Source organism: Bradyrhizobium sp. AZCC 1693 (assembly GCF_036924745.1).
Classification (GTDB): Bacteria; Pseudomonadota; Alphaproteobacteria; order Rhizobiales; family Xanthobacteraceae; genus Bradyrhizobium.
Window position 1 is genome coordinate 7,385,610 of the sequence record NZ_JAZHSD010000001.1, and the last position, 19,185, is coordinate 7,404,794.

General features: G+C 64.9%; 12 protein-coding genes and 1 pseudogene. 7 read left to right on the top strand and 6 right to left on the bottom strand.

Features of this window, described 5'->3' with window-relative positions; translation table 11 throughout:
• Positions 1–29 precede the first annotated feature (29 nt).
• Positions 30–1,631: a caspase family protein gene (locus tag V1293_RS34990; RefSeq protein WP_334516244.1), complete on the bottom strand. Its 1,602-nt coding sequence runs from the start codon at positions 1,629–1,631 to the stop codon at positions 30–32.
• A 101-nt stretch (positions 1,632–1,732) separates the two neighbouring features.
• Between V1293_RS34990 and V1293_RS34995 the strand changes: the two genes are divergently transcribed.
• From V1293_RS34995 to V1293_RS35005, 3 genes are all read left to right on the top strand, one after another.
• A complete protein-coding gene (locus tag V1293_RS34995; protein WP_334516246.1) occupies positions 1,733–1,978 on the top strand; it encodes a hypothetical protein in 246 nt (81 codons plus the stop codon).
• Between the two features lie 295 nt (positions 1,979–2,273).
• On the top strand, positions 2,274–3,272 hold the full coding sequence (gene glsA / locus V1293_RS35000) for a glutaminase A (RefSeq protein ID WP_334516248.1): 999 nt from the start codon (positions 2,274–2,276) through the stop codon (positions 3,270–3,272).
• A 75-nt stretch (positions 3,273–3,347) separates the two neighbouring features.
• Positions 3,348–5,000, top strand: a complete 1,653-nt coding sequence (locus V1293_RS35005; RefSeq protein ID WP_334516250.1) for an MFS transporter — start codon at positions 3,348–3,350, stop codon at positions 4,998–5,000.
• A 235-nt stretch (positions 5,001–5,235) separates the two neighbouring features.
• Here the strand turns inward: V1293_RS35005 and V1293_RS35010 are convergent, their stop codons facing one another.
• Positions 5,236–6,171: a diacylglycerol/lipid kinase family protein gene (locus V1293_RS35010; protein WP_334516252.1), complete on the bottom strand. Its 936-nt coding sequence runs from the start codon at positions 6,169–6,171 to the stop codon at positions 5,236–5,238.
• Positions 6,172–6,317: 146 nt separating this feature from the next.
• Positions 6,318–7,589 carry a hypothetical protein gene (locus V1293_RS35015; RefSeq protein ID WP_334516254.1) on the bottom strand — a complete coding sequence of 424 codons (1,272 nt, stop codon included), beginning with the start codon at positions 7,587–7,589 and terminating at the stop codon, positions 6,318–6,320.
• 76 nt (positions 7,590–7,665) lie between these two features.
• Between V1293_RS35015 and V1293_RS35020 the strand changes: the two genes are divergently transcribed.
• On the top strand, positions 7,666–8,865 hold the full coding sequence (locus V1293_RS35020; RefSeq protein ID WP_334516256.1) for an MFS transporter: 1,200 nt from the start codon (positions 7,666–7,668) through the stop codon (positions 8,863–8,865).
• On the opposite strand, the gene dgcA is transcribed toward V1293_RS35020, so the two are convergent.
• On the bottom strand, positions 8,835–9,830 hold the full coding sequence (dgcA, locus tag V1293_RS35025; RefSeq protein ID WP_334516258.1) for an N-acetyl-D-Glu racemase DgcA: 996 nt from the start codon (positions 9,828–9,830) through the stop codon (positions 8,835–8,837). The two genes, V1293_RS35020 and dgcA, sit on opposite strands and share 31 nt — an antisense overlap.
• A gap of 232 nt (positions 9,831–10,062) precedes the next feature.
• Here dgcA and V1293_RS35030 point away from each other — a divergent pair.
• The 3 genes and pseudogenes from V1293_RS35030 (at position 10,063) to V1293_RS35040 (ending at position 12,989) form a co-directional block, all read left to right on the top strand.
• A pseudogene (locus V1293_RS35030) lies at positions 10,063–11,197 on the top strand (ABC transporter permease).
• Positions 11,198–11,199: 2 nt separating this feature from the next.
• Positions 11,200–11,970 carry an ABC transporter ATP-binding protein gene (locus V1293_RS35035; RefSeq protein WP_334516260.1) on the top strand — a complete coding sequence of 257 codons (771 nt, stop codon included), beginning with the start codon at positions 11,200–11,202 and terminating at the stop codon, positions 11,968–11,970.
• 116 nt (positions 11,971–12,086) lie between these two features.
• Positions 12,087–12,989: an MlaD family protein gene (locus V1293_RS35040; protein WP_334516262.1), complete on the top strand. Its 903-nt coding sequence runs from the start codon at positions 12,087–12,089 to the stop codon at positions 12,987–12,989.
• Positions 12,990–13,168: 179 nt separating this feature from the next.
• Here the strand turns inward: V1293_RS35040 and V1293_RS35045 are convergent, their stop codons facing one another.
• Positions 13,169–13,462, bottom strand: a complete 294-nt coding sequence (locus tag V1293_RS35045; RefSeq protein ID WP_334516263.1) for a hypothetical protein — start codon at positions 13,460–13,462, stop codon at positions 13,169–13,171.
• 74 nt (positions 13,463–13,536) lie between these two features.
• Positions 13,537–18,867: a negative regulator of septation ring formation gene (locus V1293_RS35050; RefSeq protein ID WP_334516265.1), complete on the bottom strand. Its 5,331-nt coding sequence runs from the start codon at positions 18,865–18,867 to the stop codon at positions 13,537–13,539.
• Positions 18,868–19,185 lie beyond the last annotated feature (318 nt).

The window sequence follows — 19,185 nt, forward strand, 5'->3', positions numbered from 1 at the left end:
CCGGATTCGCATCGTATCAAGCTCTCTGATCAGCGCCGCCTGAAGCCGCCGCCGCCTCCGAACGAACGGCCGCCGAACGAACTGCGGGCGAATGAACTGCGGGACGGGCCTGCGGCGAAGCGGTGGCTGAAGCCTCCGCCGCCCATGCCACTGTTGAAACGACGCGGCGCGATGTTGACCATGTGTCTGTTGGTGAGCCGTGCCGGATTGTTGTTGAACCTGCCGGGCAATCTCGCGACCTTGCCGGTGTTGACGGGATTGGCGTTGGTCTTGCCGGGCAGGGTCGTGACCTTGCCTGTGTTGCCGTTGTTCTTGCCGAGGTTGGTCGGGTTGATCCCACCCTTGGCGGGCAGCGTAACGATCTTGGACGGCGAGGGCATATGGGCCTGAGCGCCAAGGTTACCCTTGGAGATGCCCAGCGTCGGGTTGTTGCCGAAGTTCCCCGGCTTGAACGACGGCGACTGCTTCGCCAGATGCGTGAACTGCATCAGCGGCACGGCCTTCGGCGTCCCCTGCAGCTTCAGCGCAGACTTGGCATAAGGGCTGTTGGAAAAACTGTCGTGGAACGTCTTGTAGGCGAAGGGCGAGTTCGCAAGCACCGCCTTGTGCCACGCCTTTGCCACCTGCAGGTTGCCGAGCAGCAGGCGGATGTGGTCGCACAGCGGGTCATGCGGGTAGAGCCGGATGAACTCCTCATAATACTCGGGCGAGCCTTCGGACAGTACGTAGTCGTAGGCCTGGCGCACCGAACGCGAGGGCAGGTTCGCCGCGGTTTGCATGATCGGGCTGCGATCCGGTGCACGGCCTGCGGCGACCGCGGTATCGCCGAAGAAGTAGAAGTCGGAGGTCAGCGACGAGCTTTCCCACGGCGTCTGCCGGCCCGAGGTCGCATTGTTCACCTGGAGCCGCACGCGCTTGAACAATTGCTCGATCGGCAGGTTCGGTTCGCGCGCGACATTCAGGAAGGCCGAGGTATAGGGGCTGTGGTTGCCGTCGCCGTCCTGCGCTTCCATGCCCGGCGCGGTGGAGTAACCGACGATCGAGCCTCTCGGCGCATCGACGATGGCAAGGCCCCGCCCGGTGTCATTGACCTCGGGGAACGGATTGTTGCGGCAGGCGTCGAGCACGACGATGCGCATCCGGCTCTGGATCGATTCCAGCGTACCCATCAGGTCGACCAGCCGCAGCGAATTGCCGTCGAGATCGGACGGCGTGGAGATCTTGGCATCGACCGGCAGCAGATAGTTCTCGCCCGCCACCTGCACGCCGTGACCGGCATAGTAGATCATGGCGACGGTGCCGGGTCCGCGCTCGGCTACCCTGTTGGAGAAGTCCTGCACGACCCTGACCATGTCGCTGCGCGTCAGGTCGGTCGCCTGGGTGACCTCGAAGCCGGCCGAGTTCAGAAGCTGCGACATCGATTGCGCGTCGTTGCCGGGATTGGCGAGCCTTGGCGCGATCTGGTAATTCGAATTGCCGATGACAAGCGCAATGCGCTGGTCCGTCGGCGGCGGCGTCTGCATGCCGTTGCGGATGTCGGCATTGGGGGCTTCGGCAAAGGCAGCGCCGGCGAAGCCCAACAGGCCTGCCAGCAGGCTGGCAGATAGCAGTAGCGACTTGAAACGGGACATGGCGGTGCTCCTTCTCCCTGGAGATTGGGAAGCACGCTATGTTCACGCGGGGGTCATTGTACGTGACTCCGATCACGTTGTTGCGGGAGGCCCCATCGCTCTTGCCGCCGTTCGGCGCAACTGACAATCTCCGGTTGCTGGAAGATCGAAGGGACCCAAATGGGGTGAGCTTCGGGCTAAAGGTCACGACAGGAATCATCGCGGCGGTGCTGGTCATCGCGGCGCTGGCGCAGGCGAGCAGGGTATTCACGCCGCTTGCCGCGGCCGTTTTCATCATCGCCATCGTGTCGCGCGGCTCCAGATTACGGTATCACAACCTGCGGGCGAACGGATCACGGCATCGCTGATCGCGCTCGTCAAACGGTGAGAGCGCTCGGTCAAATTGGTTTCTAATTCGCCGAGCTTTGTCGATGCATCGTCGGCGCGTCGGTGATTTGTCACAAAGTTTTGTAGCTAAACACACTCGCCGCAAACCGACTCCAAGGTTGTATGATTGACTAGGTACACCTTCGAGAACTACGTTCACTACCGGTCACAAGAAGCTGAAGCGGTCGTCGAAGATCGTTCTCGGCGTGCAACTCGTGTGTGTTGAGCGGCCGGACAATCTCCAAGGGAGCTTGTCCAGCCGCCGGGAGGGGTCCAATGGACTTTCCTTCGATCGCAGAACAATCAGAACGGCCATACATCTCGACGGGACATCTGCCCGGGCCCGAAATGGTGCAGAAGCTGGTGTTAGATGCGCACCGGCGTTTCAGGTTGAACGGCGACGGACATAATTCACAGGTCTATCCCGCGCTCGCGCGGGTTCCCAGAGAACTGTTCGGGATCTGTGTAGTCGGAACCAGCGGGCGCATCTACGAAGCCGGCGACACCGAGTACAAGTTTTCGATCATGAGCGTGTCGAAGCCGTTCGTGTTCGCGCTGGTTTGCGAGACGGTCGGCCCCGAGGAGGCGCGCGCCAGACTTGGGGCGAACGCCACCGGGTTGCCGTTCAACTCGCTTGCTGCCATCGAGCAGGGCGCCGGCCGCACCAATCCGATGGTCAATGCGGGCGCGATCGCGACCACGAGCCTCGTGCCCGGGCTGACGGCGGAAGGCCAATGGCAATTCATTCACGACGGGCTGTCGCGGTTTGCGGGGCGCAAGCTCACGCTCAATGAAGAGGTATACGCCTCGGCGTCGCAAACCAATTACCGCAACCGCAGTATCGCCCGGCTGCTGCAGAGCTACGACCGCATCTACTGCGACGTCAAGCAGGCAACCGATCTCTACACCAGGCAGTGCTCGCTGAACGTGAGCGCCAGGGATCTGGCGGTGATGGGCGCGACGCTGGCGGACGGCGGCGTCAATCCCGTTACGCGGCAGCGCGTGGTCGACGCCGCGGTCTGCCATTATGCGCTCACCGTGATGATAACAGCCGGATTGTACGAGACCTCGGGCGACTGGCTCTACGACATCGGCCTGCCTGGCAAGAGCGGGATTGGCGGCGGCATCGTCGCGGTTTCTCCGGGCAAGGGCGGCTTCGGCACCTTCGCGCCGCCGCTCGATGCGGCCGGCAACAGCGTGAAGGGACAGCTTGCGGCAAAATTCCTGTCGCAGCGGCTGGGAATGGATCTGTTCGTTTCTCAACCGGAAGTGTGAGGCGATGCACCGAGCGGCGTGAACGCGCTGCCAGCGGCCGGCCGATCCGCAAACCGGGGAACTCGGGAGGATACCATGGCGACGCACTCGATATTGATCGGAGCAATCCGGGAACAAGCGCGGGAGTCGTGGGTGCCGATGATCGCGATCGCGCTCGGCCAGATGATCATGTCCTTCAACGTCGCCTCGCTGCCGGTCGCGCTCGGCGGGATGGTGAAGAGTTTTGGCGTGCCGCCGACGACGGTCGCCACCGGGATCGTGGCTTATTCAATGCTGGTGGCCGGCTTCGTCATGCTCGGCGCCAAGCTCGCGCAGCGGTTTGGCGCGTTGCAGGTGTTCCGCTTCGCCGTGGTCCTGTTCTGTGCATCGCAGATATTGATGACCTTCAGCCCGACGGCAACATTGATGATCGTGGCGCAGGCGCTTTGCGGCGCGGCGGGCGCGGTCATCGTGCCGTCGCTGGTGGCGCTGATCGCCGAGAACTACACGGGGCGGCAGCAGGCGACGGCCGTCGGCGCGCTCGGCTCGGCGCGGGCGGCGGCTGGCGTGCTGGCGTTCATCATCGGCGGCGTGCTCGGCACCTATATCGGCTGGCGCCCGGCGTTCGGAATCCTGATCGCGGTTTCCGCCATCGTCTTTCTCCTGAGCTTCCGCCTCAAGCGCGACTACGGCCGCCCGGACGTGCAGTTCGATATCTTCGGTGTCGTTCTGGCCGCCTCGGCCATCATCCTCATCAGCTTCGGCTTCAACAACCTGAACGGCTGGGGGCTTGCGCTGGCGACCGCCAACGCGCCGTTCGATCTGCTCGGTCTTTCACCGGCGCCGGTGATGATCATTCTCGGTGTCGTGCTCGGGCAGGCATTCCTGATGTGGACGCACCGGCGGCAGGCGGCGGGGAAGACGCCGCTACTGGCGCTCGGGGTGATCGACTCGCCGGAGGAGCGCTGCGCGGTTTACGCGCTGTTTGCCGTGGTCGCGCTGGAGGCGGCGCTGAATTTCTCGGTGCCGCTGTATATCCAGATCGTCCAGGGCCGCTCGCCGCTCGCGACCGCCGTTGCGATGATGCCGTTCAACCTGACGGTATTTTTTACGGCGATGCTGATCGTCAATCTGTATGACCGGCTGACGCCGCGGCAGATCGGCCGCTACGGCTTCATTCTGTGCACCATAGGGCTGGTGTGGCTCGCCTTTGTCGTGCGTAACGACTGGAGCGAGGTCCCGGTGCTGCTCGGGCTGATTCTGTTCGGCATCGGCCAGGGGTCGCTGGTGACGTTGCTGTTCAACGTGCTGGTCACGGCCTCGCCCAAGGAGCTTGCCGGCGACGTCGGTTCACTGCGCGGCACCACGCAAAATCTTGCCGCGGCGGTCGGAACGGCGCTGGCGGGTGCGCTTCTCGTCGGCCTGTTGAGTTCGATCGCGCTGACCAGCATCGCGGCGAATCCCGTGCTGCCAAAAGAAATCCAGAGCCAGGTCGATCTCGATAACATTACCTTCGTCAGCAATGACCGGCTGCGCAGTGTGATGGAAGGCACGACCGCCTCGCCGCAGCAGGTCGAGGAAGCCGTGCGCGTAAACGCCGAGGCGCGGCTGCGCGCCCTGAAGATAGGGCTCCTGATTATGGCCGGCCTTGCGCTGCTGGCGATTATTCCGGCTGGCTGGCTTCCGAACTATCTGCCGGGCGAGATTCCGAGCGATGCGCCGACGGGCAGCCGATTGAGAACGAGCTGACTGAATACGAAGAGGCGAGGTGAGGGACATCCCGGCAAGGAGAACAACAATGGATGTAATCGATCGCCGCAGCGCGCTGCGGAGCCTTCTCTGCGGTGTTGTAGCCACAAGGAATGGGTGTGGCCTTGCTACCAGCCGGCAGCACGTAGCAGGCCTTCGGATTCCGGAGGGTTGGTCGTTGCGGGCGGCAGGCAAAACCGGGTGACATTCCAAACGAACGTCCCGGCGCGGGCCGCTATCGGTGGACTGCCACCTTGAGGCGGAACGGCAGCACCGTGACCGACATCGGCAATTGTCCGATGCTTTCGCCGTCGACGTCGGCGCGGACCATGCGATCGCTTTCGATAGTGATCCGCGTCGCGTGGCGCCGTGACACCTTCGGGTGCGCGAGATAACTGCCGTCGCCGAGGTTGGGGACGATCTTTGTCAGGGTCTCCCAATGTCCGATATCGCCGACCATGATCAGGTCGAGCTTGCGATCGCCGGGGTCGGCGCCGGGCGCGAGCATCAGGCCTTCGCCCGCGCCGTCGAAGCTGCACAGCATCAGCGACCACATCGGCAGGCTCTGTTCGGCCTCGTCGTCGATCCGGATGCGGTAGTTGCGCGGGTTGTAGGTCAGCGACGTGAACGCCGTCATCAGGACGTAGCTGATCGGGCCGAGCCGCTTCAGGAGCGGCACGCGCTGCGCGCGCCAGGAAATCGTGGCGGCGGCGCCGACGATGGCGAGCACGAAGCCGTAGCGCGTCACCTGGCCGCCCGCATAGCCCCTGGCGTCGGCGCGGAATACGTCGATGTCGCGCGTGTGGCCCATGGCGATGGCCTTGCTGGCCTCGCCGAGCGCGAGCTGGCCGAACGAGCGGGAAAGTTCGTTCGACGTGCCGCCCGGCAGTTGCGCCAGTACGAGGTCGGGCGCGATCGGCCGGTCGTCCGAGATCACGCCATTCATCATCTCGCTGAAGGTGCCGTCGCCGCCGACCGAGATCAGGCGCTGGCAACCGGCGCCGACGGCTTCCTGCGCCAGCTTAGTCGCGTGATTGGGCGCGCGGGTCATCGTGATGTCGTCGTCATCGATCGGGCCGAGATGCTTTTCGAGTTCGGCGCGAATTTGCGGCCAGCGCTTGCCGCAACTGCCCTTGTTCGCCATCGGGTTGACGATGATGCTGGTTTTCACGGCGATCTCCGCTGGCACGACAATCGCGCCAGCTTGACGTCGGCGCGGAAGCGAATCAACCGGAAAGCGAACTATTCGCAGGTGCAACAAATGCTGCGGACGCGTTGTGGAAGCCGGAGCGCTTCGAGCAGCGACGCAGAGGCGTTTTACGAAAAGAACGCGATCTTCTCGACCTGGCTCATGCGCCGGATCGGCGCCAGCGGGTCGTTGGCCGCCGTGACCGGCTTTCGCAACATGCCGCTCGCGATGAGGGTCGAGCCGAGCGACACTTCCACGGCCGGCACAGGCGCCGGTGGCACAGGCGCGGCGGCGGGCGGCGGGGGTGGCTGAACCACCTGTTGAACCGGCGGCGGCGACGGCGCGGCGACCGGTTCGGGCGCCTTTGCGACGATCACGGGAGCGGTCGGCGCAGGCTCCGCCAGACGGGCTTGCTCGGCTGCCGCTTCGGCGATCTCGTCGTCGCTGATCGGATCAGGCGCGCCCATCTCCATCGCGATCATGTCAAGGACCGCCTCGTCCTGGTCGTCGGCCTCCTGGGTGGCGTTGTGGACAGCCGTTTCCTGGACAGCGGCTTCCTGGGCGGCGGCGACTTCGGCGGCCGGTGGCGATTTCGTCTGCGTCAGCACGGTTTCCGCCGCCGCACGCGCGGCCTCGGCAGTCATGACTGGCGAAGCGGACGGTGCCTCGGCAACTTCCTCTGTCAAAACTGTTTCGGCTGTCTGCGCCGCCGGGGCCGTTTCCGGCGCGGCCGGGGAGGGCGCCGCCGCTTCGGTCTCGGTTGCCAGCGCTGCCGAACCGTCGTCGTCGCCGAATTCCATAAGCCGGCCTTGCAGGGCCGCAAAGGCCGCACGCAGCGCTACGCGCGCCTCCTCGGAGGAGAACTGGTCGGTGCCCCTCTCGATGACGGTGACCTGCGAATCGATCAGGTCGCAGATCCGCCCGTCATTGCCGATTTCCCGCAAACGCCAGGCGATTTCCCGCAACACCCGCGCGCCCTTGCGGACCGGGGCCAGCCGCTGCTCCAGCGCGAGGCTGTCGAGCGCCTCCACCGCCGATTCCTCGGCCGCTTCGACCGAATTGCGGATGGCGGCGAGCGCCTCGGTCAGGCGCTCCTGCGCCGCGGCGGCCGCGGCGACGGCCTCTGCGGCCTGCTGCGCCGAAAGGCCTTCCTCCCGCTGGAGGCTTTCCTGCCGCTGAAGGTCTTCTTCCCGCTGGGCGGCGAGGCTTTGCTCGATCCTCACTACCGCGTCCAGCACCATGCGGGTGTCGGCATTGCGGTTGCGCTTGGCGTATTCGGTCAGGAACCAGCGGCCCCGCGAAGTCTCCATGAAGGCTTCGGCGATCGCAGCATAGTCCTCCTCGCGCGGCAGCGCGGCGCGTGCTGAGATCGGCGAAAGGGCGAATGCTTCGTCGGCCATGTCAAACTCTTCGCGCAAATCAGCGCGCATTGCGATAACGAGACAACACGATATTGCCCGAATCGCAATTGAATTGATGCAGAGCGAATCACAAATCCCCACAGCTTCTCAAGATGCATCCAGGCATTTCGCGACGCGGGTGGCGCTGTTTTACGGCACGCTGTTCGGCATGACCGGCACCCACCTGCCGTTTTTCACGGTCTGGTTGAAGGCGGTCGGGATTGATGCATTTTGGATAGGGCTGATTACGGCCGTTCCCCCGGTGACGCGGTTTACGGTGCTACCGCTGGTGACGGGCCTTGCGGAACGGCGCCAGGCCTTGCGCGGGGCCATCATCGTGACCGCCCTTGCCACCGCCTTGGGCTTTTTCATTCTGGGAACCCAGCATCTGCCGGTGCTGGTGTTCCTGATCTACGCCCTGACCTGCTGCCTGTGGACGCCCATGGTGCCGCTGACGGATGCCTATGCGCTACGGGGGGTGAAGCGCTATGGCCTCAATTACGGACCGTTGCGGCTGTGGGGCTCGGCCGCCTTCGTCCTCGGGGCGCTGGTCTGCGGGGTGCTGTTCGACCTCATCGCCGCCCGACATCTGATCTGGATCATCGCCGGCTCGGCCGCGATCGGGGCGCTGGCCAGCCTCGCGCTGCAGCCGCTGGACGACAGCAGGACGGCCCGCCCGGGCACCGGTGGCGCGGGCGCGTTGCTGCGCGACGGCGGCTTCATCGCTGTTATCGTGGCGTCGGCGCTGATCCAGGGCAGCCATGCCGCCTATTACATTTTCGCGTCGATTGCCTGGCAACAAGCGGGGTTCGACGGGCTGACGATTGCAGTTCTGTGGGTCCTGGGCGTGATTGCCGAGATCGTGCTGTTCGCGCTGTCGCCGCGATTCACCCTGCAGCCGTCGACGCTGGTGGTGATCGCGGCGGTCAGCGCCGCCGCGCGCTGGGCGATAACGGCACAGGACCCGCCGCTGGCTGTTCTCGCGATCGTGCAACTCGCGCATGCGCTGAGCTTCGGGCTGACGCAGGTCGGTGTCATGGGACTGATGCTGCACCACGTGCCCGGCCACGTGATGGCGCGCGCGCAGGGTTATCTGACCGCCTGCGGCGGCATCGTCGCCGGCCTCGCGTCGATCGCGTCAGGCACGATCTACGAGACCTGGGGGCAGGGCATCTATTACGTGATGGTTGTGATGGCCGCCTTGGGCGGGCTGGTCGTCTGGCTGGCGCGGGACCGGCTCTCGCGTCAGCCCCACAAGGCGGCTTCCGGCGGATAGACCAGGCTGCCGTCGTAGCGCAGCCCGCCATCGCGGTCGTGCGCCAGCAGCAGCGGACCGTCGAGATCCACGAATCGGGCCTGTTGCGCCAGCAGCATGGCCGGCGCCATCGCCAGCGAGGTCGCGACCATGCAGCCGATCATGATTTCAAAGCCGAGCGCCTGCGCGGCATCGGCCATGGCGAGCGCCTCCGTCAGCCCGCCGGTCTTGTCGAGCTTGATGTTGACGGCGTCGTAGCGCGCGCGAAGGCCGTCGAGCGAGGCGCGGTCATGCACGCTTTCGTCGGCGCAGACCGCGATCGGGCGCTTGATGCGCGCCAGCGCCTCGTCTCGCCCGGCCGGCAGCGGCTGCTCGACCAGCGTGACGCCGGCATTGGCGCAGGCGGCCAGATTGTATTCGAGATCGTCCGGCGTCCAGGCTTCGTTGGCATCCACGATCAGTTCGGATTCCGGGGCTGCCTTGCGGACTGCTGATATCCGCGCGTCATCACCGTCGCTGCCGAGCTTGATCTTCAAGAGCGGCCGGTGCGCGGCCTTGGCGGTAGCTGCGGCCATGGCTTCCGGCGTGCCGAGCGAGATCGTAAAGGCGGTGGTGCAGGAGCGCGGCGCCGGCCGGCCGAGCAGGGTCCAGACCCGCTGGCCGCTGCTTTTGGCCTCGAGGTCCAACAGCGCGCAATCGAGCGCGTTCCGGGCGGCGCCCGCGGGCATCGCCGCCTGCAGGGCCGTTCGGTCCAGTCCCCTCGCAAGCGGTTCCTGCATCGCGTTAAGTGCTTCCAGCGTCGCTTCAGGTGTTTCGCCATAACGGGGGTAGGGTACACATTCGCCGCGGCCGCTCTCGCCGTCATGGCTGACGGTGGCGACGACAGTGACGGCCTCGGTCTTGGCGCCCCGGCTGATAGTGAAGGCGCCTGCGATCGGCCAGCGTTCGATGCTGGCGGCAAGCTTTCGGGAAAGGCGGGAAGTCATTTTAAAATCTGGCAATTTTCTGAACCGTAAGCTTGCTCGCTGCAACCAACTATGGCTGGTTAGAGCATGATCCGGAAAAGTGGGCACCGGTTTTCCGACCAGATCATGCTCGATTAAAAGGGATTAGATCATGATTCATCGGATCATGATCTAGAACAGATTCTACAAGGCAAGCGGCGTGCGGAACCTGACGTTTTTCAGGGGCGCATATCGGCCTTAAGGGGTGGGTATCGTGAGCGGCGACCCGACATTGGAGCGGATAGCCAGGGGCAACGCGCTGGCGCTGTGCGCGACTGGCGCGTGGACGGCCCGCTTTGCGCCGGTACTGGAACGAATGGTCGCCGACGCCGAGAAGCTCGGCGGCACCCGGCCCAACATTTTCATCGACGTCTCGCAGGTGTCAAAGCTCGACACGTTCGGCGCCTGGCTGATCGAGCGACTACGGCGAAGCCTGACCCAGGGCGGCATCGAGGCCCAGATCGCCGGGCTCTCGGCCAATTATTCGAGCCTGGTCGACGAGGTGCGCCGTGTGAAGGCCGAGCCGGTCGTCGAAACCGACGGGGTGACGATTACGGGCATGCTGGAGCAGATCGGCCGCAGCGTGGCCGGTGTCGGCGGCACCTTGATCGGGCTGATCGACATGCTGGGCGCGGTGCTCGCCGCGGCCGGCCACGTCCTGATTCGCCCGCGCGGCTTCCGCCTGACCTCGACCATCCATCATCTGGAGCAGGTGTGCTGGCGCGCGGTGCCGATTGTGGTGCTGATCACGTTTTTGATCGGCTGCATCATTTCGCAGCAGGGCATCTTCCATTTCCGCAAGTTCGGCGCCGACATTTTTGTGGTCGATATGCTGGGGCGTGCTGGTGCTGCGCGAGATCGGCGTGCTGCTGGTGGCGATCATGGTGGCGGGCCGCTCGGGCTCGGCCTACACCGCCGAACTCGGCTCGATGAAGATGCGCGAGGAGATCGATGCGCTGCGCACCATGGGTTTTGACCCGATCGAAGTCCTGATCCTGCCGCGGATGCTCGCGCTGGTGCTGGCGCTGCCGATCCTGGCGTTTCTGGGCGCGATGGCGGCGCTTTACGGCGGCGGGCTGGTGGCGTGGCTCTACGGCGGCGTCGATCCCGAAGCCTTCCTGCTGCGGCTGCGCGACGCCATCTCGATCGACCACTTCATCGTCGGTATCATCAAGGCGCCCGTGATGGCGGCGGTGATCGGCATCGTCGCCTGCGTCGAGGGACTGGCCGTGCAGGGCAGCGCCGAGTCGCTCGGCCAGCACACGACGTCCTCGGTGGTGAAGGGAATCTTCTTCGTCATCGTGATGGACGGCGTGTTCGCCATCTTCTTCGCATCGATCGGAATGTAATCATGGCGGGCGAAATTTCCGACGCCATCATCCGGGTTCGCGACATCACCGTGCAGTTCGGCAAGACGCGGGTGCTCGATGGACTCAACCTCGACGTCAAGCGCGGCGAGATTTTGGGATTTGTCGGTCCGTCGGGCGCCGGAAAATCGGTGCTGACGCGGACCATCATCGGCCTGGTGCCGAAGGTCGCCGGACGTATCGAGGTGTTCGGCGTCGATCTCGATGCCGCGAGTGCCACCGAGCGCCGCGGCGTCGAGCGCCGCTGGGGCATCCTGTTTCAGCAGGGTGCGCTGTTCTCCTCGCTCACGGTGCGCCAGAACATCCAGTTTCCGGTACGCGAATATCTCAAGGTCTCGCAGCGGCTGCTCGACGAGATCATGGTGGCCAAGCTCGGCATGGTGGGCCTGCGCCCCGAGGTCGCCGACCGCTATCCGTCCGAGTTGTCGGGCGGCATGATCAAGCGCGTGGCGCTGGCGCGCGCGCTCGCGCTCGATCCCGAACTGGTGTTCCTGGATGAGCCCACCTCCGGCCTCGATCCGATCGGCGCCGGGGACTTCGACGAGCTGGTACGCACCCTGCAGCGTACTTTGGGCCTGACGGTTTTCATGGTAACCCATGATCTCGATAGCCTTTATACGGCCTGCGACCGCATCGCGGTTTTAGGGAACGGTAAGATCATAGCAGCAGGATCGATTGCCGACATGCAGGCCTCGCAGCATCCCTGGCTGAGGCAATATTTTCACGGCAAGCGTGCCCGCGCGGTCATGGGCTAGAGAGCATGATCACGGAGTGCGCACCGGTTTTTGATGAGATCATGCTCAAACAAGCGATAAACGACGGGTCTGATCGGCGAAGCTGAACAGACCCAGATTCCGGAGTACCTTGAGTTATGGAAACGCGGGCGAATTACGTCCTGATCGGGGCCTTCACGCTGGCGGTGATCGCCGCCGCATTCGGCTTCGTGCTGTGGTTTCAGAGCCTGCACACCACCAAGCAGCGCAGCCCGATCCGCATCGTGTTCGAAGGTCCGGCGTCCGGCCTGCGCAATGGCGGCAGTGTCAACTTCAATGGTATCAGGATAGGGGAGGTTGTCTCGGTCAAACTCGACAACCCGCGGCGCGTGGTCGCACTGGCGATGGTCGAGAACAACGCCCCGATCCGCAAGGACACGCTCGTCGGCCTCGAATTCCAGGGGCTGACCGGCGTTGCGGCGATCTCGCTGAAGGGCGGCGAGGAAAATGCGGCTGCCGTGCCGCTCGACGAGGACGGCGTTCCGATGCTGACCGCCGACCCGAGCGCGCTGCAGGACGTGACGGAGTCCATCCGCGCCACGCTGCAGAACGTCAACCGGATCGTCGCCGACAACCAGGAATCCGTGAAGAACTCGCTGCGGAATCTCGAAACCTTCACGGCCGCGCTCGCGCGCAATTCCGAGAAGATCGACAACGTCATGCTCAGGGTCGACGGCGTGATGGGCAAGGCCGACAGCCTCATGCTCGGGCTGAACACGGTCGCGGGCGGCGCCGCCGGCGGCGAACTGAATCTAATGGTGAAGTCGATCCGCGACCTCGCCGAGGACTTCGACAAGCGATCCGGCGCGCTGATAGCCGATGGCCGCCGCACGCTCTCCGACATCAGCCGCGCGGTGAACAATTTCGACCGCAACCCGACCCGCGTGATCTTCGGCGGCGGCAACAACGCCGCGCCGGCGGAGGCTGCGGCTGCCCCGGCGAGGCCGGCACCGACGACCGCAGCAGCTCCGAAGCCGCCGAACGGGCAGAAGCGGCAGTAGGGTCGCGAATGGCGAGAGAGCCGTCATTGCGAGCCAACGGGTCGCGCGAATGCGCGCCCGATGACAGGCTCCGCGAAGCAATCCATCGCGGTTGCGTAGAAAAGAGTGGATTGCTTCTTCGCTTGGCTCCTCGCAATGACGACATCGGCAAGGGCTGTTCGACCTCACCTTGCAGCATCCTATTTGAAGCGAATTTTTTTCATCTGTGCGTTCGAGAAATAGTCAACCTTCATTTCAGGCAGCGGTGATTGCGCCTGGCGCGCGATTTCGATGCCTTCCTGATCTAATCTTTGATTTTCGGCTTCATCGTTGAACTGACGGTAGTGGGCAGTTTCGTAGTCGATGACCCACTTTTCGATTCTTCCGACGAGTTCAGGAGAAAGTCCGACTTCATTGGGATCGAGATGTTTCCCAATGAGGGAATCCCGGATTCCTGTTCCCGAGAGCATTCCATCGACTGTCAGATAGCGCATTCAAGCCACAGGGATTCAAGCCAGAAACGGGGCCGCGAGGCCTCCGTTTTCTATTCGGCACTCGCTATTCGCGCTTAACCCAGCCGCCCGGCCGCGTGCGCGAGCAACGTGTAGACCAGCCCGGTCTCCGAGGTGAGGTGGCCGCGCAGCGCCTGCGGCCCGCGATCCTCGCGCGCGACCTCGTCGAGCAGCCGTTCGAACTCGGCGATATAGCGGTCGACCGTCTGCTTGAAGCCGCGGTCAGCGCGATATTTGCGGGCGACTTCGTCGAACGCCTTTTGGCCGGCCGGCGTGTAGAGCCGCTTGCTGAACGCCTTGCTCTCGCCGCGCTGGTAGCGGTCCCACATTTCGGAGGCGAGGTTGCGGTCCATCAGCCGGCCGATGTCGAGCGACAGCGACTCCAGCGGATTGGCGGCGGTCTGCGGCGGGCGGCCACGGGGAGCCTGTCCCGCACCTGCGTCGGTGCGGTGGAGCAGGTCAGACAGCCATCCGTCGCCGCGTCCAGCGTCCTGGCCTGCCGGCGAGACCGGCGGGGCTTCGGCGCGGCGAGGGGCGGGCACGCCGAGGTCCGGCGGCGGCAGCGTCGATGCGCTGCCGGCGTCGCGCATGCGCACCTCGTTGCGGCCGCCGGCGGCGGCTGTCATCACGGGCTCTTCCTGGCGCTGCACGCTGGCGCGACCGGAGGTCACGACGTCGAGGCCGCGGCCATGATGGGCGACGATCCGGTTGAGTTCGGCGAGCGCCTCGATCTGGTCGACGATTACCTTGCGCATCTGCGCGGTGTTGTCGGCGGCCTCCTGCGGCATCTCGAGCACGCCGCGGCGCAACTCGTTGCGGGTTGCCTCGAGCTCGTTATGCATCTCGGCCGCCATCTGCTTCATGGACTGCACCATCGCACCGAACTTCTCGGTCGACTCCTTGAACATCGCATCCGTCTCATGGTTGCTCTGCTGGTACAGATCGTTCATCGCATTGAGGGTCTGCTGCCGCTCGTTTTCGGCCGCAGCGCGCACCGCTTCGAACTGGCGGCTGATCGCGGCAGAGCCTGCGCCCGCGGTTTCCGCCACCACGCGCGCGATATCGCGGGCGCGCTCTTCGGCCGCGGCGAGCGATTCGTCGAGCAGGCCGGTGAAGCGCGACAGTCGCTGGTCGAGGTCGGTGGTGCGCAGGTCGATGGTGGTCACCAGCGATTCAAGCTGCGACTTGCGGTCGGCGACCGAGGTCGAGGTGGAACGGTTGGCCTGTTCGACCACGCCGGCGGCCTCGACCAGCTCCTTGCCGTGCTTCTCGAACTCGCTCGACAGTGCGCCGAGATCCTCCAGCGCCTTCGAGGTCTTGCCGTTGAAGACGGTGAGCTGGTCTTCCAGGGTCTGCGTGGCGATCCCGTTGCGGGCGGTGACGTCGTTCATGGCGGAGACGAAGTCGGCCACGCGGGTCACCAGCGCGCGCTCCAGCGAGTTGAGATTGTCGTGGGCGCCGGTCAGCACTTCCTGCAGCAGGATGTTGCCTTCGCGCAGCCGTTCGAACAGCGCCACCGTGTCGGTGCGCAGGATCTTGCTGGTCTCCTGCATTTCGGTGACGGCGGCGATCGACACCTGACGCGACTGGTCGATGGCCGAGCGCGACGACTGCTCGAGATCCTTCAGCGACTTTGCCACCGCGCCGGTGGCCATGTCGCCCGCGGACGTGATCGTGCGCGCGACCTCCGAGCCGTGGGTCGACATCGATTGCGAGAAGGCCTGGCCGCGGGTCTCGATCGATTTCAAGGCGTCGGCGGTGACGCGGTCGATGTCGGTCGTCAGTTGCGTGGTCCTGGTGCTGAGCGCCTCGACCAGCGAACCGCGGCGGCTGTCGACGATCTGCGCCAGACGGTCGGTCTGCTGCTGAACGTAGGTGACGATTTCGTCGGTCTTGCCGGTCATCGTCGAGCCGAAATTGCTGCTCGCGGCGAGCACCGAGCGCTCGATATCGGCCGAGGTCGATTTGACCTTGGTAGTGACCTCGTTGGTGGCGGCGATCAGGGCGCTCTGCGCGTTCTGCGCTGATGTCTGGATGGTGTCGGTCGTGCTGGCGGTGACGACGCCGAGCGAACGCTCCATGTCGGCGGCGATCGCCTTGATCTGGTTGGCGGCGTCGGCGGAGGTCGCGGAAAACGAGCTCTGGGCTTCGCGCGCGGTGCTCAGGATGGAGGAGGCGGTATTGGCGCCGACCGCGGTCAGCGTGCGTTCGACATCGACCGCCAGCGACTTGACGTGGTTGGCGGCTTCGGTCGACGCCGTGATCAGCGTGTTCTGCGCTTCGCGCGCGCCCGTCGTGATCGACTCGGCAGTGGCATTGCCGGCCATCGAGAGCGAATGCTCCACGTCGGCAGCGAGCGACTTGACCTGGCTCGATGCGTCGGAGGACGCGCTCATGAGGGTGTTCTGGGCCTCGCGGGCGCCTGCTGTGATCGCCTCGGCGGTCGCCGTTCCGGCGATCGACAGCGAACGCTGAACGTCGGCGGCGAGCGACTTGACCTGGGTGGCGGCGTCGGTAGAGGCGGCGACCAGCGTGCTCTGCGCTTCGCGGGCGCCGGCGGTGACGGCCTCGGCGGTTGCAGTTCCTGCGAGCGACAGCGAACGCTCGACGTCGGCGGCAAGCGACTTGACGTGGTTTGCCGCGTCTGCGGATGCGGTCACCAGCGTGGTCTGCGCCTCGCGCGCGCCTGACAGAACCGACGCGGCCGTGGCGTCGCCGGCGGCCGAGAGGGTGCGCTCGACGTCGGCGGCGAGCGATTTGATCTGCGAGGCTGCCTCGGAGGAGGCCGCCACCAGCGTGGTCTGGGCATCCTGGGCGCTGGTGAGGATCGAGTTCGCCGCGCCTGTCCCGACGGCGGTGAGGCTGGCTTCGACCTCGGCCGAGGTCAGCTTGAGTTGTGCGCCGACATCGGAGGAAACCGTCAGCAGCGCCTGCTGCGCGGTGCGCGCGCCGGTCTGGATGGTCTCTGCGGTGTTGACGACGAGATTGGTCAGCGAACGCTCGGCGTCCTCGACATGCGACTTGATGCCGGAGGACAGCATTTCGGCGCGCGACATCAGATCTTCGCTGGCCTGGCGGCCGCTGCTTTCGATCCGGCCGGCCACGGCCTCGATGCGCGAACCGAGCAGGTCCTCGAACTGCGCCACGCGGGTGTCGATGTCGCCGGCGATGGCGCCGACCCGCGTCTCCATGCCGCTGGCGAGGTCGCCGACCCGGGTTTCGATGCCGCTGGCGATGCCGCCGACCCGCGTCTCGAGTCCACTGGCGATGTCGCCGACCCGCGTCTCAATGCCCTGATGGATTTCCTGGAACCGCGCCTGGATGGTGTCGGTCAGATAGGCGCTGCGGCCGTCGAGGGTTTCGGTGACGTTGGCAATACGATGGTCGACCGCTGCAATCGCTTGCGCGGTGCCCTCGGTCAGCGAGGAGGTGAGCAGGCTGAGCCGCTGGTCGATCGACTGGATCGCCTGCGCTGCGCCGTCGGTCAGCGAGCCCGTCAGGGTGCTGAGGCGGTTGTCGATGGTCTCGGTGACGGACTTGGCGCGGGTGTCGAACGTCGTCTCCAGCGATTTCAGGCGCCCGTCGACGGTCTCATCGAACCATTTGATCTTGTTGTCGAGCGAAGTGTCGAGGTTGCTGACGCGGGTGCCGAGCGTGGTTTCGAACTGCAGCAGGCGCTGATCGAGCGAAGCGGTGATCTCGCCGCTGTTCGAGACCATGCGGGTGTCGAAGGTGTCGACGTAGTTCTTCAGGCTGTCGCTGATCTCCTGGGTGCGCGCGCCCATGCGCTCGACGATCTCGCCGCCGAAGGTTTTGACGGTGCGATCGAACTCGGAGATATGGCGCGTGATCAGCGCGCCGAGCGTGCCGCTGTCGCGGGCGAATTTTTCCGCAAGTTCGCCGCCCTGGTTCTTCACCAGTTCGTCGTACGCGCTCATCTGCAGCGCGAGGCTGTCGTGCGCGTTTTCGGTCTGGCTGATCACCTTGGCGACCAGCGTGTTGACGGTCACGTCGAGCGCGTCGCTGGCCTTGTCGCCGGAGGTGAGGATGCGGCTCGCCAGGCGGTTGCCGGCATCGTCGATCTTGCTGACGAGATCGCCCGAGCGCAGTTCGAGTTCGAGCAAGAGCGAGTCGGAGGAATTCTTCAGGGAGTCGTGGACCTGCTCGGTGCGGTCGGAGATGCCGTCGACGATGGTCGAGGAGCGCTGCTCGAATTCGCCGGTGATGCGGTCGATGCGCTCGTTCAGCATCTCGTGGACGCGATCGGCGAGATCGACGAACTCGTCGTGGACGTGGCCGGTCTTGAAGTTGAGGCTGGTGGTCAGCCGCTCGGAGGCGTCGAGCACGGCGCGCGTGGTCTCGGCGCTGGCTTCTTCCAGGCGGTCGAGCAGGTCGCCGCCGCGCTCGCCGAGCGCGAGGATCATGTTGTCGCCGGCATGACTGAGGGCGCTCGTGATGTGCTGGCCGCGCTCTTCCAGCGCGCCGGTGATGCTTTTCGCGACCTCGTCGACGCGCGAGGCGATGGCGTCCGAGATCAGCGCGATGTCGTGGCGCAGATCGATCTGGACGCCGGAAATGGCGCTGCGAACCTGTTCGGCCTGGCCGACCAGATTGTCGCGCTGATGGGCGATATCCTGCAGCAGCGCGCGAATCCGCACCTCGTTGTCGGAATAGGCGCGCTCGAGCGCTGCGACTTCATTGGCGACGAGCGTTTCCAGTTCGCCGGCGCGCGCGATCGCGCGCTCGACGCCGTCGCCCATCGCGGCGACTTCGCGGCGAATCGCTTGCCCTACGGTCACCATCGAATCGGCGGCGGCTCCCTCGGGCTCGGAGAAGCGGATCGCGACTTGCGCCATCGACTGCGCGATCATCCGCATTTCCTGGCCGCGCCAGGCAAGGCTCGCGAGGAAATAGAACAACAGCACCGGCGCAAAGAACAACGCGGCAAGGCCGGCGAGCACCAGCACGCCGCCGCTCTGTCCGATCGCCGCCTGCAGCGCGGGCAGGAAGCTGATGGTCAGCAGGCCGCAACCGATCACCCAGACGCCGCCAAACACGGAGGCAAGCGTGTAGACGCTGCGGGCAGGGCTGCCCTTCTGGATCGCCTGCAGAATCTGTCCGATGGTTTCGCGATCATCGTTGGCGGCGCGACGGGGGCTGCGCGGCTCCTCGATCGGATCGAACACCGGCCGCTCGGCGCTTCCGCGCGTGTCAAAAGACATATCGGAATAGGGCGGCGGGGCCGACGGACTGGTCTGAGCGGCGAGTTCGTTGCCAAGCGAATTTCGATTGGGGTCGACGGTCGTATCGCTGATGTTGAGCGCTTCCTGAATGGCGGAGAGCGCGACTTCAGTGGGATCTTTGACCTTCTTGGGATTGTTCGCCATGTTCAGTCTGAGCCCTCTAAACTTTTACGCACCCAGCCGTTCTTGCAAAAGCCCCCGCAAGCTCGAAGCTGGATTCATAAACCCCCGCGGACCGCAAGCACGCCCGCCGGCAGCTTGTCCGCACACATCCGCAAACATCCTATTGGTTGAGCGATACGAATGAAATGGCCGCGATTAAGACATTCTTAATCATCGTTAACAGCTTTGTTCCTTAAGGCCTTACGGATACACAGATTTCTGGAACCCCATTGCCGATCGAGGCAGATTATCGGCAAAAACAAGGCGAAGTTGCGACGGATTCCGGGAACGTTCCGTTAA

Excerpts from the sequence above, each read along its gene's own strand:
- V1293_RS34990 (WP_334516244.1), bottom strand. The coding sequence starts at position 1,631 with ATGTCCCGTTTCAAGTCGCTACTGCTATCTGCCAGCCTGCTGGCAGGC.
- glsA (WP_334516248.1), top strand. The coding sequence starts at position 2,274 with ATGGACTTTCCTTCGATCGCAGAACAATCAGAACGGCCATACATCTCG.
- V1293_RS35005 (WP_334516250.1), top strand. The coding sequence starts at position 3,348 with ATGGCGACGCACTCGATATTGATCGGAGCAATCCGGGAACAAGCGCGG.
- V1293_RS35015 (WP_334516254.1), bottom strand. The coding sequence starts at position 7,589 with ATGGCCGACGAAGCATTCGCCCTTTCGCCGATCTCAGCACGCGCCGCG.
- V1293_RS35020 (WP_334516256.1), top strand. The coding sequence starts at position 7,666 with ATGCAGAGCGAATCACAAATCCCCACAGCTTCTCAAGATGCATCCAGG.
- dgcA (WP_334516258.1), bottom strand. The coding sequence starts at position 9,830 with ATGACTTCCCGCCTTTCCCGAAAGCTTGCCGCCAGCATCGAACGCTGG.
- V1293_RS35035 (WP_334516260.1), top strand. The coding sequence starts at position 11,200 with ATGGCGGGCGAAATTTCCGACGCCATCATCCGGGTTCGCGACATCACC.
- V1293_RS35040 (WP_334516262.1), top strand. The coding sequence starts at position 12,087 with ATGGAAACGCGGGCGAATTACGTCCTGATCGGGGCCTTCACGCTGGCG.
- V1293_RS35045 (WP_334516263.1), bottom strand. The coding sequence starts at position 13,462 with ATGCGCTATCTGACAGTCGATGGAATGCTCTCGGGAACAGGAATCCGG.
- V1293_RS35050 (WP_334516265.1), bottom strand. The coding sequence starts at position 18,867 with ATGGCGAACAATCCCAAGAAGGTCAAAGATCCCACTGAAGTCGCGCTC.